The organism is Paenibacillus algorifonticola (assembly GCF_000971975.1).
GTDB lineage: Bacteria > Bacillota > Bacilli > Paenibacillales > Paenibacillaceae > Pristimantibacillus > Pristimantibacillus algorifonticola.
On the sequence record NZ_KQ040781.1, the window covers coordinates 18089 to 33653 of the forward strand.

Here is a 15565-nt window from a genome sequence, read left to right on the forward strand (position 1 = left end):
TTATATGAGTAATTTCAAACGAGTCTTAATCGTAGGCACGGGGCCCGCGTCCATTCAACTTGCTGTCCTGCTGAAAAATAATTGGAATAGCTGCATCGGCATTGTGGGGAGAGAATCGGTTCGTTCTGCACACTTTTTCAAGGCACTTAAGCAAAGCCAGAATCAAGTTGAGGTAGACATTCAAAATAAAAAGCATCGGCAGATGGAAGGCAATTGTATTATCGATCATGTTTATCATGGATATGGGGCCATTACAGGACAATGGGATACGCTGATCTTTTCTGTCACAACCGATGCGTATATGGAGGTTTTGAAGCAACTTAGTGAGCAGCTGCTCAAGCAAGCAAGGTGTATCGTATTAATTTCTCCCACCTTCGGTTCAAACAGCTTAGTACGCCATTATATGAATACGATTTTGCCAAATGTAAATGTGGACATCATCAGTTTTTCTACCTATCTCGGCGATACACGCTGGATGAATGGCGAGCCTTCAACCCAAGTTTTGACGACAGCGGTTAAGAAAAAGGTTTTCATTGGCTCCTCGAACCATGCATCGTCAAATGTCGAACGACTCTGTGCATTATTTGAACGATTGGGCATTAGGCTGGAAGTCATGAGCAGTCCCATAGAGGCGGAGACGAGAAACATCTCTCTCTATGTCCATCCGCCGTTGTTTATGAATCCATTTTCACTTAACGTCATATTCGAATATTCAGCTGTAAGGAAATATGTCTATAAAATGTTTCCCGAAGGACCTATTACGCAATATTTAATTCGCGATATGCTGGCCGGGTGGAAAGAGATGACGAGTGTAATCGAAAAGCTGAATTTGAATGGCGTAAATCTGCTGAAGTTCATGACCGATGACAATTATCCGGTTAGATTAGAGAGCTTATCGCGTCATGATATCGATAATTTTATTCAGTTGGAGACGATTCATCAAGAGTATTTATTGTACATACGCTATACGTCCCTGTTGATTGATCCATTCTCAGAGCCTGATGACGATGGGAAATATTTCGACTTCTCCGCTGTCCCCATTCGTCAAATCTTTGTCAACCAGGAACAATATTGGGATGTTCCACGAATGCCCAAGGAAGATTACTATCGGATAAAAATCATACAGGGCATTGCGAGATTTGTAGGTTCAAGCTGCCCAACCATTGATAAATTCATTGCAACCTATGAGCATAAAATCACGGAAGCTGCACAGGCGCTTAAGGGCGAAAAAATATCGGATGCATTCATGGTACAAAGCTTCGAAGAAGATTTGAAGATGATCTGTAGTGAAATCGGCAATAGCATAGGACATAGGTGATTGAGTTCGCACTTATACAGGAGGATATGACATGACAAGAAAAATCGTTGTTTTATTATCTGCTTTCATCGTTTCCATTGTACTATTGGCAGGCTGCAGTGGCGGAAATGCTGCGAAAACAGGAGCAGCTGATTCAGGCAAAGAGCTGGTGTACGCCACAGCAAAAGATATTAATGATATGAACCCCCATTTGTATCCAGGCTCATTGCCAGCGCAAGGGATGGTGTACGAATCATTAGTTGAAAATACGGAGGATGGAATTAAGCCATTGCTTGCCGAATCTTGGGACGTATCTGAGGATGGCAAAGTATACACCTTTCATTTAAGAAAGGATGTGAAATTCCACGATGGCGAGCCATTTAACGCCGATGCCGTAAAGCAGAATATAGAAGCGGTACAAAGTAATGCAAGCAAGCATTCCTGGATCAAGCTTTCAACGAAAATTGTGAGCGCAAGCGTACTCGATGAGCATACGTTTGAATTGGTGCTGTCAGAGCCGTATTACCCGGCTTTGCTTGAATTATCGATGACTAGACCTTATGTATTCATCTCGCCCAAAGATTTTGTTAACGGGGAAACAAAAGATGGTGTAAGCGGCCATAATGGAACGGGACCCTATAAGCTATCCGAACATAAAACTGATCAATATGCCACCTTCGAAGCGAATGAAAACTATTGGGGCGGCGCGCCTAAGGTGAATAAGATTACAGCGAAAGTGCTTCCGGCAGGGGAGACGACATTTTTGGCGCTGCAAAAGGGAGAGGTCAACTTTATATTTACAGATGATCGGGGCTCAGACAGCATTGATGTCGATGCCATGAATCAGTTAATGGATTCGGGCGACTTCCAGCTTGTCAGAAGTAAAGCGATGAATACGAAGATGATCGTTGCCAATAGCAGTAAATCGGACAGTCCCGCCCATGAAACGGCTGTTCGTGAAGCGATTTGGTATTCGATTGACAGAGAAACGATCAGCAAGCAAATTTTTAGCGGCACGGAAACAGCAGCCAATACGCTATTTTCCTCTAACGTCAATTATGCCAATGTCGAGTTAAAGAAACGTGGCTTTGATCTGGATACAGCAAAGCAGCTTTTGGAGAAAGCAGGCTGGATGCTGGAGAAGGGCAGCGAGGTTAGAACGAAAGACGGCAAGCCATTAGCCATGAAGCTTTATTATGACGTCAGCTCCTCCTCTCAAAAAACAGAGGCTGAATTCATTCAAAACACATTAAAAAAGGTAGGAGTCCAGTTGGAGCTTATCGGCGAAGAATCTTCTTCCATCGCAAACAGAAGAGCAACGGGAGATTATGATTTGCTGTTCAATCAAACATGGGGACTCGCCTATGATCCGCAGAGCACAATCTCTGCTTTTACTTCCGAGTCGGCTTATTACCACACGACAAGCGGCATCTCCAAAGCGGATGAGTTGTACAAGAACATTGATGAAGTGATGGTCACTATGGATGAGGAGAAGCGGAAATCGTTGTATGCAGATATTTTAACCATTGTCCATGATGAGGCCGTCTTTATTCCCCTTACAAATGGCAGCGTTACGATTGTAGCTCCAACAGGCTTGCAGGGTATTTCATTTAAACAAACGCAATTTGAACTGCCCTTTGAGCAAATGTATTTTGAATAGATAACCAAAACAAGGAGATTGCTATGGTCAGCTATATTATCAAACGGTCACTCCTTTCGATTCCTTTGCTTGTGATCATATCCTTTCTAACGTTTGGCTTGAACAATCTGTCTCCTTTAGATCCGGTCGAAGTCATATTGCACGCGCAAGGTGTGCCGACCATAACAGATGAATTAATAGTAGAAACGAAAGCAGCGCTCGGGATGGATCGGCCATTTCTCATTCGTTATCTGAATTGGTTCGTATCATGCTTGCAGCTCGATTTCGGGAACTCGTATGTCACCGGCAAGACCGTGTGGTCATTGCTGGCCCCCGCTTTTCTAAATACGTTAAAACTGACGTTGATTTCAGCGGCTGCGATTATTGCGCTGTCCATTGGATTAGGTGTAATTAGTGCGCTTAGAGAAGGGAAAATGACGGACAAATCGATTAGAGGCGTCTCCTTTTTTCTAACCTCTATGCCGCCTTATTGGCTCGCGGCGCTTATGGTTTGGTATTTTTCCGTGCAATTGGATTTGCTGCCGACAAGTGGGATGGACTCGTACGAAAGCTATATTTTACCGGTCATTGTAATCACGATCAGTTATACAGGCATTTATTTTCGAATGGTTAGAAGCTCCATGTTAAGTAATATGAATGAAGACTATGTGCTGTACGGCAGGGCGAGCGGCTTGCCAGAGAAGAAAATAACGATGCATATATTGAGAAATTCATTGCAGGTCGCTATTTCTGTGTTTTGTATGGCGATCCCGATTATTTTAGGCAGTACAGTCGTTGTGGAAAATATATTTGCCTGGCCGGGTTTAGGAACGCTGAGCGTTAAATCCATTCTTAGCAGGGACTTTCCAATCATTCAGGCGTATGTCCTTGTACTCGCAATGGCTTTTGTTCTGTTCAATACCGTTTCTGACATTATTAATGCGGCGATGAACCCTAAATTAAGGAAGGGCCACTAAATGAAACGATTACAATTTCTATTGAAAGATAAGCTGGCCGCTGCATCTTTATCTATTCTTGTCGTAACCATTGTTGCCGGAATATTTGCCCCTTTGTTTGCGCCGCATGATCCCGAAGAAGTACATATGGAGCTTCGATATGCTGCTTCATCGTGGGAGTATCTGTTAGGGAACGACCATCTGGGGCGCTGCATTTTATCGAGATTAATTTTTGGAATCCGTCCGAGTGTGCTTTGGGTGCTTGCTGCGCTTGCCGTATCAGTAGGGATTGGAGCGATTTTAGGCTTTATAGCGGGTTACTTTAGAGGGTTAACCGATGCCGTTGTGATGAGGATTTGTGATGTAATGCTTTCTTTTCCTGGCTATGTCATGACATTGGCCGTGATCGGTATTTTGGGGGTAGGTCTTGAAAATATTCTGATCGCTTTTGTACTGATGAAATGGGCATGGTTTACTCGAATTATTAGAACGTCTGTGATGCAATATGCCGAATCCGACTATGTGAAGTTTTCCAAGGTGCTCGGTGTCAGCGACATCAAAATTATAACGAAGCATATGGTTCCTGTATCGCTTCCGGATATTGCGGTCATTGCAAGCAGCTCCTTCGGTTCAATGATATTGCAATTATCAGGATTTTCGTTTCTCGGTTTAGGCATTCAAGCTCCAAACGCGGAGTGGGGCATGATGTTAAATGAGGCAAGGGAAGTCATGTTCTCCAAGCCGGAGTTTATGCTCGCGCCCGGTTTAACGATTATTGTTGTCGTCTCGGCGATCAACTTTTTGTCGGATGCGCTCCAGGTTGCTTTAGATCCTAAATTATTGGCCTCCAAATATAAGCTGCAAGGACAGGGGCCCGCTTCCACTGCCAGGCTTCAAGGAAAAGAGGTGGCTTGATTTTATGGCTATTTTGGAAGTAGCGAATTTGAAAATTTGGGACAGCCAGACGGGTAAAGTGATTGTTCCGGGTAGTTCCTTTCACGTCAAGCAGGGCAGTTGTCTAGCCATAGTCGGAGAAAGCGGAAGCGGGAAATCTCTGACATGCAGGGCTATCATGAGATTAAATAAAACGGGTATCCGCCAATCGGGGGACATTCTGTTTAACGGAGTCAATCTAACCGAGCTTCCGGAAAAAGATATGAGGAAAAGACGAGGAAAGCAGCTGTGCATGATTTTGCAAAATGGCATGCGTGCCTTTGATCCTTCTTGTGTGGTCGGCGTTCATTTAAGGGAAACGCTGGCCTGCCATTTCGGTTGGGGCCGCGAAGAAATAACGGCTAAAATGAAACGCGCTATGGAAAGCGTGATGCTGAAAGACCCGATCGCAGTGATGAATATGTATCCGCACCAGTTGTCTGGCGGCATGCTGCAGCGGATTATGATTGCGCTCACCCTCGTGTTAGAACCAGCTATCGTTATCGCTGATGAGCCGACGACGGCACTTGATACCATCTCGCAATTCGAGGTCGTTGAACAATTTATTCAATTGCGGGAGAAAATGGGCTGCTCGATGATTTTTATTTCTCATGATTTAGGTATCGTCCGAAAAATAGCGGATGACGTTCTGGTCATGAAAGATGGGGAAATTGTAGATAGAGGAACGAGCCAGATTATTTTCTCTGAAGCTGCGCATGAATATACCCGATATTTAGTATCCTCGAAGCAAGCGCTGAATGATCATTTCAAGCGATTAATGGGAGGCGTTAGCCTTGTTGAGCGTTGACCGTGTTCATAAATCTTATATAAAAGGCGGTTTTTTTTCTAAAGAAATACAGCAGGTGCTGACAAACATGAGCTTCGAATGCGGGCAGGGGGAATGTTTGGGCATTATCGGGGAAAGCGGGAGCGGCAAATCGACATTGGGACGATTACTATTGGGGCTTGAAAAGCCCGATAGCGGAAGCGTTTTATTTGAGGGGAACAAAGTAGAGGACCGAAGGGCCAGAATGGGCAATATTAGCGCCGTATTTCAGGATTATTCCTCCTCTATTAATCCCTTTTATACGGTAGAACAGGCGCTGATGGAGCCTTTGAAGCAGCAAAGTAGAGATTACCAGGAGAATCAAGACAAGATTGATCTGCTCTTGCATCAGGTGGGCTTAAACCCGTCCTATCGAAAAAAATACCCGCATGAGTTATCGGGTGGGGAGGCTCAAAGGGTGTGCATCGCAAGAGCCGTTGCAACAGAGCCGAAATGTATTTTATTAGATGAAGCGATCAGCTCTTTGGATGGTTCCGTGCAAATGCAGGTGCTTGAATTGTTAAAGAGCTTGAGGAAAATTTACAACATGGCCTATATTTTCATCACCCATGATATTCAGGCTGCCGCTTATATTTGCGATAGAGTCATGATTATTAGAAATGGCGAGATCGAAGAAATGGTCAAAATCGAACATTTAAAAGACGTACAGTCAGCGTATGCAAGGAAATTGCTGCAGATGATCATTACGTAACGATAGCAGCAAGATGAGTCCCAGATACGGTCACAAGGAGAATAGAGGAAGGAGCAGGAGTAGTGAGAGGAGCTCTATCATGGCCTTTTATGCGGTTATATATTTTGACCCTGTTGTATTTCAGCGCTAACTCTATACTTAATGTCATTATCCCTTTAAAGGGCGAATCGCTTGGCGCCACCAATACAACGATCGGTATCATTATGGGGGCGTATTTGTTTACAACGATGTTTTTTCGGCCATGGGCGGGCAAAATGATTCAAAAGCACGGACCCATCCGTGTTCTGCGCACGATTCTTATTATAAATGGCTTTGCTTTAATCCTATACACATTCACTGGATTAGAGGGCTATTTCGTCGCTCGTATGCTGCAAGGCGTATGTACAGCCTTTTTCTCCATGGCTTTGCAATTGGGCATTATTGATGCGCTGCCAGAAAAGGACCGTTCACAAGGGATTTCCATGTATTCCTTATGTGCTTCTATGCCGGGGATTATTGGTCCCCTACTTGCTTTAGGCATTTGGCAAGCAGGGAATATGAATGCTTTCACAGTGGCCATGATCGCCATTGCTATCCTTACAGGGGTTGTAGGCTATAGCGCCAAAATGGACAAACAAGCGGCTGAGCCAGTTTCGGGTCAGACAGGGCAGGGTGCAAAGATGTCCGAGTCGTTTGGCCAGTTAGTCAAAAACCCGCATTTGTTCAAATGCAGTGTGCTGATGCTGGTCGCTTCCCTTGTATTTGGAGCGGTGACCACCTTCATACCGCTATACGCTGCACAAATTGAAGGCGGAAATGCGGCTATTTATCTCATGCTGCAGGCGGGGGCCGTAGTGGTGGCCCGCTTTGTATTACGAAAGAAAATTCCTTCAGACGGCAAATGGCATTCTTCTTTTGTCATGGCCATTATGCTGATGTTAGCTGTAGCAGCGTTATGTGTCAGCTTTTCTGTGATGGGCGGAGCCGTGTTTTTCTATGCTGGCGCAGGTTTGATGGGGATAGCACAGGCGCTTCTCTATCCTACATTAACGACGTATTTAACTTTTGTATTGCCCCAATTGAATCGCAATGTATTAATTGGTTTATTTATTGCTACGGCGGATTTGGGCGTTTCGCTCGGTGGGGTCATTATGGGGCCAGTAGCGGATATTTTCACTTATTCCGTTATGTATATGATTTGCGCGATTTTAGGCGTGTCGATGATTATTTTTTCTTATGAGCGCCGTAAAATTTTTGTTGGGTCAAGATAAAGCCATTAATATGGAAGGGGCATAACTCCTTGTGAAATCAAGGTTCGGGCTGTGATCCTGCCCTCCTAACCGCAGAAACATTGGAGGCCATAGCCTTCCATGTCAAACATACAGACCGCATGACCTTTCTGCGAATACAATAACGTGTATTCTAATACCGGAAGGGGATAATTATTTTGAATCGAAATAATTACTATAATATGGGTAATGTAGGCGGCATGAATGACACTAACTTTTGTCCCGATTGTCCAACGCAGACGATCTATGATCCTCCGATAACACAATACGAGGACTACTACCATCCGCAGCTTGTGAATGTCATTCAAAATATTGAAACAGTGAAGCAGCATCATTGTTGTCCTGTCTATAAGCAATATTTCACGCATACGGAGAAAAATGTTATGGTTTCGAGTGTGAAACGCGCGAAGCAGGCTAAAGCATCTTCCAAGAAACGTTCAAAAAAATAGCCTAATCCTTAAATAAGGACCCTTAAGAACGGACGCTTGGTGAGTGTAGCGACCATCTTACGGGTCTTAATTTCATTTTTAAGATGATGCAATAAATAACTTATTTTTTATGAAATTGTTCTCTAGGCAATTTCCCGCCGGATGGTGGGCGGACGCGTGTTGGTCACGAGACATGTCTGGAAGGGCAGCAAAGAATGGGTATGAAACAGGCCATGATGACGGCAGCCGTGCAGAACATGAAGAAGATAGCGATCCACATTTGTGTATACGTATAACAAAAATCGTTTGTCAAAAAGCCGGGAAGGAAATTTGGTTACGTATACTTACGATGATGAATCTAGACTGATTTCTGAAATTAGAGACAGCTCTACTTTTGTATATTACTACGATTCTATGAGTTTTAAAGAATATAAAATACTGGGCAATCACAATCAGTAGCTTGTATGTGGTAGGCATGCCACTCTTCTATCTTATGACGGAGAAAGACGATGCCCCAGGTATCATAATAATCGGAATGGTCATGATTTTTGCCTCCAAGGCGATCATAATCAATATTGATGTGATGTTGGCTAAAAGAAAAATGAGCGTAACAGAACTTGCGGAGAGGGTTGGAATAACAATGGCTAACCTTTCTATATTGAAAAATGTAAGGAGCAGGATTGCAACCAGTCGAAACGATCGGCTGCGACGGTGGAGGAGGAGGAGGCGATTAACCCCCGGTTTCATTAGCCTCGTTCAATCTTCGCAACCGATAAGCGTTTGTTGCAGATTCGCCAAGCTCCTCGAGAATGGAGTAGTTCGCCCAAGCACCCGCTACCGCTCCAATCCCCGGCACCATCTGCAGCATTTTCCGAAAGTCGATTGCGTCGCGGTATTCCTTCTGGAACGTCTCCCAGTCCATGTTTTTGGAGTACTCGGTATCCGAGAACCACAGCTCCTTTTCAGTATCCCAACGCTTAATCGAGTCTAGCAGCTTGGCACGCTGTTCGGGCCCGGAGAACGCCATTTGGAACACCTTAAGAATGAAAACTCGCTCGGGAAAATGCTTCGTGTCATACCCGTAGATATGAGCCAGTTCAAACAAAAATTTCATCTTGATCGCGATTAGCGCAGGGAAGTCCACGATGTTAAGCACAATGCCGCCCGCTCCTGTGCCTGCGCCTTCGGCAGCCGCGATTTTTTGGTATAAGGACAACAAACGTTTCGCCTCTTGATCGGCGAGTTCTAGTTGGAGAGCCCGCTGAACCGGTCTCTGAGGAGTATATTCCGCGCCGAACAGTGCTGTACGCACGATCGACTTTATGGTGGCCGTAATGACGTTGTGCACTTTGGGTGGAATCAAGTCGTTAATTCGCTTACCGATCGTCTTCGATGTCCTCTCCAGCCATCCGGGCGGCTTGAAAAACCGGCGCTCCCAAGCGGCAATTTCGTTGTACACTTTGTGTTCGTAATTCATTGTCAATCGCTCCTCCAAAAGATTTGGCTATATTGTACCAGAGAACGCCGCGATTCGGAACAGACTGCGGCAGGTGGCGGAACCAGACGAAAGTCGTGGACACGCCTAACTCTTAGCCTGCCACTGCTATCATTTCCTCGTAATAACCGCGTATTATCTATATAGTAAAATCTGAAGGAAATGAATAAATTAATTGAAATTCACCATAATAGTCAAGTACACCTACCTATCGAATGGAGGATAAAACATGCTCGATAACCTCGAGAGTAATTATGATTGTGCAAATGCAGGAGATGATCTGCATCAACTCAAGCAGGAGCTCGAATCCCTTCGTGAACAGCAAGCAGAAGACAAAGAATCACAGGAAACGATCAATCGACTTGAAAATCAAATCTCGTTCATATTAAACAAATGTGATATCAACCATTAGACTGAATTTGAATAAACGATGAATCCCCTTCTTTACCCGATTAAGCGGTGAAGTAGGGGATTCGTTGTTTCAAATGCTTAATCATATACGTTCTTGCCATTTCTTCATAACATGAACATATGGTATTGAACAACCGGTCAAATTGAAGATCAGCATGTCGCTTTAGAGGCGAATTTTAACGAAAAAAGACACCGAGCTGCTGGTGTCTTTTCCGTCTATTTAATGGCTATATACATTTGTACCTCCGTATTGGCAGAGCATAAGCATTACTACGTTTGTTCGCCTTCCCTAACCCTGTAAACACAGTTTCTGCCTCCCACCAAAATATGCTCCACCCGTTCGATAAGAACATGATTTCCGAGGACGGTTCGAAATAAATTTAACTCATACTTACATAACCCGGTACAGACAACAGCAGCCTCGCAAATCGGACAATGCTTCTCAATAAACAGAAAGCTCCCATCGTCTTGATCTTTAATTTCAGCCATATAGCCTTCATTTGTTCGAATCTCGGCCAGTTTCCCGAGTTTTTCCCTTATGTCCGATGCGTCACCAATGTGCTGAAGATATTGCTCCTGCATATTTTTATCTCGGACAGCGAGCAGCTTGTCTAACCCCTCGTTTCCGAAAGCCTCTCTCATCGAGTAGATCAAACTGACTGACAACTCCGAATAACCGCTTGGAAAGAACTTATTAGCTTCGGGAGTTAATCTCCATAGCTTGGCCGGCCGACCCATGGGGCGGGCTTCTTCTTCATGAGTAACTAATCCTTCTTCTTTCAGGGCATTTAAATGCTGGCGAATCGCCATTCCAGATAGCGAAAATTCGGAGGCTAGTGCCATCACGTCCATCCCGCCCTGCTGTTTTAGCAGATCAATGATCGCTCTTCGGGTTCTAGTTGAAGAATCCTTATTTGTTTGATTTCGGCTCATGGTGCCCCTCCTTTTTAAGCAACTGGATCTACATCGCTCCTTACATTTTAAATAAAAATGTTGACAAAGTCAAAGTCGAACTGTACCGTATACTTTGTAAAGAAAAATGTTTACTAAGTATCCGGATACGGTGTATACATAACAATCTTATTTGGAGGTCAAATCTAATGTCTAATTCTCAAAGCATTTTCAGCCCGCGTTACTTTGCATTGTCTATAGGTATTATTCTGTCTGTGATGGCGGTTGGATTCGAAGGCCTCTCGGTAACGACGATTGCCCCTTCCATCGCTGGCGACTTGAACGGCATTGATCTATTTGCCTGGATATTCAGTACGTATCTGCTTGCGCAAATTATTGGCACCTTGGTCGTCGGTCGTATTATTGATAGAAAAGGGCCGGCAGCACCGTTCACTTACGCCCTTCTTTTGTTTATCGTCGGGCTGATCGCTGCCGCGACAGCAAGCGATATGTATATGATGATTTTGGCGCGAGCCATGCAGGGCCTAGGTGCCGGCGCTATGATGACTTGTGTTTACACGGCAATATCCTTAAGTTACCCCGATGAATTACGCGCCAAAATACTCGGAGCATTCGGTACTGCCTATGTTCTTCCATCCATGCTCGGTCCATATGTCGCAGGTCTTATCGCAGATCAGTGGTCTTGGCGGTTTGTTTTCTGGGGAATATTACCGATCCTGGTTGTTTCAGCACTGCTTAGTCTGCCTGCTTTTAGAAAGTTAAAGACACAGCAGGCACAAGGGGAAAAGGGAGCTGCAGCTACATGGATGGCGTTGCTACTAACGATCGGTACAGGGGTTTTATTAGTAGGTCTTAGCAAGCTGCCGACAATTACAGGGTTTGTTTTAACGATTATCGGCTTAGTGCTGATGGTATATCCGCTGCGCAAACTGCTGCCCAAGGGAACTCTAGCTATGAGAAGAGGCATGCCTGCTATTCTCGCAACACGTGGGCTGTTCTTCGCTGCTTATACGAGCACACAGAATTTCTTGGTATTGGCGTTAATAGATGTGAAAGGTATTACTCCTTCTCAGGCCGGATTAATTGTAGCAAGCGCCGCACTGAGTTGGTGCGTCATTGCTTATCTGCAAGGACGTTGGGATTCGGCAGACCAGGGCCGTGGACGTCATACAAGAATTATTCTTGGTGTGCTGCTGCTTGCAATTGGGATTGCCTTCGTATTTTGGGTACCTGTTGTAACCGTTGCTGTGGCGGTTATTGGTCAAATCATAGCGGGAATCGGAATTGGATTGGCGCATCCGATTAGCGGCGTCGTGGCCTTTTCCCAAACAGGCGAAGAAGGGGTTGGCAAAACCTCGGCAAATCTGCAATTTGCGGATTCTTTTACACCGGGCGTCGTTATCGGGATAGGCGGTTCCATCCTTGTTGTTTGTCAAGCTGCAGGGATGTCGATGCAAGCTGCATTAACTGTAACGATGGGTTTTCATCTCTTGTTAATCGTCATGAGTTTATTGGCCAGCACGCGGATTACACCAGCAACTGAACAAATAAGAGCAAGTCTTCAATCTTTAGGTTTGAAAAACAAATAAACGAAAAGAGGAAACTTTAACAATTATTATTTATAGTCGAAGGATATCGGGAGACCTTTTGAGGAGTGTTCGCATTGCTTTCGAAAAATCGGAAAGAGGCAAATCGTAGAATATATTTCCGACCTGAATTTACTCATTGCCCGCATTGTGAGAAGAAATTACAGCGTGCCCATACAGCCTGGCACAAAAAAATTACGACGTTAAACGGTGTCATTGATGCTTGGAGTATGGCCTATACATGCAGAAATATGACTTGCTCGCACAAAGGTATCTTCTACAAATCAGCGGAAGCCGAAATGCTCAGCATGAAACAGTCATCTTATGGTTGGGATGTGCTAAGCCTCTTAGGCGAGTTGTGCTTTAAGCATCATATGACCGTAAGCGAACTCACTGCGGCTCTCCACGATCGAGGGATTCAAACGAATGAGCAGCAGGCTCAAAAACTCTATGAACGGTATCAATTACTCTTAGCTGTTAGCCTGAATGAGCATGTTCATCGAGTTCTGCATGAAACGACTGAGCTTAATGGCGGCATTCTTTTGTCTATGGACGGTGTGCAGCAAAAAAAGGGAAATGAAACGCTCTACATCCTACGTGAAGTATTTAGCGGCACGGTAATTGCTGCCAAAAACATGAAAAGTGAAACGGTTGCTGAGCTTCAAGCTTTCATTTTGCCAGTCATTGAATTAGGTTTTCCTATTGTAGGTATAGTGTTTGATGGCCAGTATGGTCTGCGCTTGGCCTTCGAAGACTTGCTTCCCGGTTTACCTTACCAATACAGCCAATACCACTATATCTCTAAACCAATAATGGGTGTAGATCGCAAACTGAAAAAGCGACTGAAAAAGAATATGCGGGTCATTCGGGATTTCGAAAGAAAAATCGAGCAAGTTGAAAAATGCATCAGCAAGCAACCAAATGAAGCCGACACTTCATCTGGTGGAATGGCTGAAATTAAAATGGCCAAGAGATATATGGAAGCTGCTCGGGCTTTATTGTTGGAATGCGGGGATCCCCCGCCTAACCTACCCGGTATGCTGATCTATGAACGAGCGCAAGCCATTCAAGCTTCGTTATCTCGATACTTGAATAACAATCCCTATTCTTAAATTTCTAATCAGAATTTCAGTGAAAATGATTAGATGGGAGGAGTGACTGAGATGATAGAAATCAGTGAGAAGGCCGAATCGGTTATTCATCAAATGATCTTGGACAAAAATATTGCAGATCTGTTTCTTCGAATAGGCATTGAAGACGGCGGATGCAGCGGATTATCTTACAATATTAAACTGGACGACCTATTAACCGAGGAAGACGAGGTATTGCCGACTGAAACCTTCAACATCGTATGGGATAAACGGAGCATCGAATTTTTGGAAGGTATCAAAATTGACTACCAAAATCAAGGCATGACTGGCGGTTTTACGATCGATAATCCTAATGCTAAAGCCTCCTGCGGCTGCGGTGCGAGCTTCAGAACGGCGACCTACAAAGGAAGCCGTAAAAAGTGTGACTGATCATAAATAGGGTCATGAAATTTAAATTCCATACACTGGAGATACATCCTGAACATCGAAGTAAGAACACCGAGGCACTCATTCAAGAACTCAATCTTGTTTCCTAGGAGATTCGAGCTATAGCACGAAATAATGGGGCGGACACGCGAATCATAGCTTGTTTTGTGAAACGTTGGCCCTGATGGAGGAGGTTCTCCAGCGGGGGGCTGCATCTGCCATTAACGCGTTCGGTGGCTTTGAAGCATTTAAAACTAAATTTGCTATAGAAGGGTGCGGAGCAGGATGCCATTTGTAATAACAGGAGCTTGTATTCTTGAAAAAGCAGCCGATTGTGTAGACGTTTGTCCCGTCGATTGTATTGTAGAAGGCGGCGATCAGTACTTCATAAATCCTGATATATGTATTGACTGTGGCGCTTGCGAAGCGGCTTGTCCGGTTGGGGCGGTCTACTACGAAGAAGACCTGCCTGAGCAGCAAATAAAATATATGGATAAGGCACTTGAGTTTTTTAAAACGCAATAATTTGCACAATGCATCTATTATAAAAGGTCGAGGCATCACGCCCCGACCTTTAATATAGGATTGCCTATACTCTTTTGACAACGTAGAAAAATAAATAGAAGGCGCTTATGCTAAATACCTAAAGCGCCTTCTATTTCAGTTAAAACCCGTCAAGAGCCTTGTGAAATCAAGGTTTTTGACGGGTTTTTTCGATTTTCCTAAGGCGCAGCAAGGCTGCCCAAGGAGACACCAAAAAGCATCCACTATTGGTCGTTTGTGAGAACTCGGAGAGAATCGAAACAAAAACCGGTTATTGATTTCTTAATTTCATTCTATTAATAAGATCATTTTTAGCTTTGGTTACATGCTCCAATGTCACCTGCGCAACCATATCGGCATCCCTTTGTTTTAACGCTTGAAGAAGCAGACGATGCTCCTGGATGGTTTCGGCAATTCTGATTTCGCTAAAGCCAAATTGATGGCGCATGCTATCGATCAGTCCCCAGTGGCGGTTAATAATTTGTACAGCCTCGGGGTTATTGGCAAGGTCATTAATTTTTCGGTGCAGCTTTTCATTCCATTGCAAAGCGGAGGTTGTGTCGGTGTTATGGACCGCTTTCTCATAGTTATCTTCAATTTCGGATAATTCATTGTACAAATGATCCGTCAAATGGATAACCCCTTTCTGAGCCAGCATCGTTTCAATTGCAATACGGATATCATACATGTTCATGACAAATTGTTCATCGACCTCACGTACGCTTGCACCTTTCTGAGGGTTTAAAATAATCAGCCCTTCTCCTTGCAGTTGCTGCAAGGCCTCACGTATAGGCATCTGACTAACCTGGTAACGGTTGGTCAACTCGACGATCCGCAGCCGAACGCCTGGTTCAAAAAAGCCGCTTAATATATCTTCTCGCAGTTGTTTGCACACTCTGGAGTATGTAGTTCGATTTAACTCTGTATCAGTTGGATGGTGCATGCTTCTTTTCACTCCTTGTGTTTCAATAATACCATCATACCATTAAATGGCTGCAGCAACTACAGTATGGGAACGGAAGGGAACCTGCATTAGATTGGA

At 44.3% G+C, this 15565-nt stretch carries 16 protein-coding genes and 1 pseudogene; 14 read left to right on the forward strand and 3 right to left on the reverse strand.

All coding sequences use genetic code 11. The annotated features are described in order from the left end of the window. The first annotated feature begins 4 nt into the window (after positions 1–4). The 9 genes and pseudogenes from WH37_RS03635 to WH37_RS37325 form a co-directional block, all read left to right on the forward strand. Complete coding sequence (locus WH37_RS03635; RefSeq protein WP_046229219.1) at positions 5–1318, forward strand: opine metallophore biosynthesis dehydrogenase; 1314 nt, start codon at positions 5–7, stop codon at positions 1316–1318. A 31-nt stretch (positions 1319–1349) separates the two neighbouring features. Further along, entirely contained in the window at positions 1350–2957 is a 1608-nt protein-coding gene (cntA, locus tag WH37_RS03640) for a staphylopine-dependent metal ABC transporter substrate-binding lipoprotein (RefSeq protein ID WP_046229220.1), read from the forward strand. Between the two features lie 23 nt (positions 2958–2980). After that, entirely contained in the window at positions 2981–3913 is a 933-nt protein-coding gene (opp1B, locus tag WH37_RS03645) for a nickel/cobalt ABC transporter permease (protein ID WP_046229221.1), read from the forward strand. Continuing rightward, entirely contained in the window at positions 3914–4807 is an 894-nt protein-coding gene (gene cntC / locus WH37_RS03650; RefSeq protein ID WP_046229222.1) for a staphylopine uptake ABC transporter permease subunit CntC, read from the forward strand. It begins immediately after the preceding gene. Positions 4808–4811: 4 nt separating this feature from the next. Further along, on the forward strand, positions 4812–5633 hold the full coding sequence (cntD, locus tag WH37_RS03655) for a staphylopine uptake ABC transporter ATP-binding protein CntD (RefSeq protein WP_046229223.1): 822 nt from the start codon (positions 4812–4814) through the stop codon (positions 5631–5633). Beyond that, the gene (locus WH37_RS03660; protein ID WP_046229224.1) at positions 5620–6363 is read left to right on the forward strand and encodes an ABC transporter ATP-binding protein; all 744 of its coding nucleotides are present in this window, start codon (positions 5620–5622) and stop codon (positions 6361–6363) included. The genes cntD and WH37_RS03660 overlap by 14 nt, the downstream gene beginning before the upstream one ends. A gap of 62 nt (positions 6364–6425) precedes the next feature. Next, positions 6426–7613 (forward strand): staphylopine family metallophore export MFS transporter CntE, encoded by a 1188-nt coding sequence (gene cntE, locus WH37_RS03665; RefSeq protein WP_046229225.1) that lies wholly within the window; start codon positions 6426–6428, stop codon positions 7611–7613. 176 nt (positions 7614–7789) lie between these two features. After that, entirely contained in the window at positions 7790–8080 is a 291-nt protein-coding gene (locus WH37_RS03670) for a hypothetical protein (RefSeq protein ID WP_052736786.1), read from the forward strand. A 409-nt stretch (positions 8081–8489) separates the two neighbouring features. Then, positions 8490–8738, forward strand: a pseudogene (locus tag WH37_RS37325) (helix-turn-helix domain-containing protein); the annotation flags it as partial. Positions 8739–8789: 51 nt separating this feature from the next. On the opposite strand, the gene WH37_RS03675 reads toward WH37_RS37325, so the two are convergent. Next, the gene (locus WH37_RS03675; protein WP_046229226.1) at positions 8790–9536 is read right to left on the reverse strand and encodes an EcsC family protein; all 747 of its coding nucleotides are present in this window, start codon (positions 9534–9536) and stop codon (positions 8790–8792) included. A gap of 247 nt (positions 9537–9783) precedes the next feature. On the opposite strand from WH37_RS03675, the gene WH37_RS03680 reads away from it, so the two are divergent. Next, positions 9784–9966, forward strand: coding sequence for a hypothetical protein (locus WH37_RS03680; protein WP_046229227.1), 183 nt, complete (start codon positions 9784–9786; stop codon positions 9964–9966). A gap of 269 nt (positions 9967–10235) precedes the next feature. Here the strand turns inward: WH37_RS03680 and WH37_RS03685 are convergent, their stop codons facing one another. Continuing rightward, positions 10236–10898, reverse strand: a complete 663-nt coding sequence (locus tag WH37_RS03685; RefSeq protein WP_046229228.1) for a helix-turn-helix transcriptional regulator — start codon at positions 10896–10898, stop codon at positions 10236–10238. Positions 10899–11065: 167 nt separating this feature from the next. On the opposite strand from WH37_RS03685, the gene WH37_RS03690 reads away from it, so the two are divergent. From WH37_RS03690 to WH37_RS03705, 4 genes are all read left to right on the forward strand, one after another. After that, positions 11066–12466 (forward strand): MFS transporter, encoded by a 1401-nt coding sequence (locus tag WH37_RS03690; protein ID WP_046229229.1) that lies wholly within the window; start codon positions 11066–11068, stop codon positions 12464–12466. 74 nt (positions 12467–12540) lie between these two features. Next, entirely contained in the window at positions 12541–13575 is a 1035-nt protein-coding gene (locus WH37_RS03695) for a hypothetical protein (protein ID WP_052736787.1), read from the forward strand. A 51-nt stretch (positions 13576–13626) separates the two neighbouring features. Further along, positions 13627–13983, forward strand: a complete 357-nt coding sequence (locus WH37_RS03700) for a HesB/IscA family protein (protein ID WP_046229230.1) — start codon at positions 13627–13629, stop codon at positions 13981–13983. Between the two features lie 282 nt (positions 13984–14265). Beyond that, the gene (locus WH37_RS03705) at positions 14266–14505 is read left to right on the forward strand and encodes a DUF362 domain-containing protein (protein ID WP_046229231.1); all 240 of its coding nucleotides are present in this window, start codon (positions 14266–14268) and stop codon (positions 14503–14505) included. A 289-nt stretch (positions 14506–14794) separates the two neighbouring features. Here the strand turns inward: WH37_RS03705 and WH37_RS03710 are convergent, their stop codons facing one another. Next, positions 14795–15466 (reverse strand): GntR family transcriptional regulator, encoded by a 672-nt coding sequence (locus WH37_RS03710; protein WP_046229232.1) that lies wholly within the window; start codon positions 15464–15466, stop codon positions 14795–14797. Positions 15467–15565 lie beyond the last annotated feature (99 nt).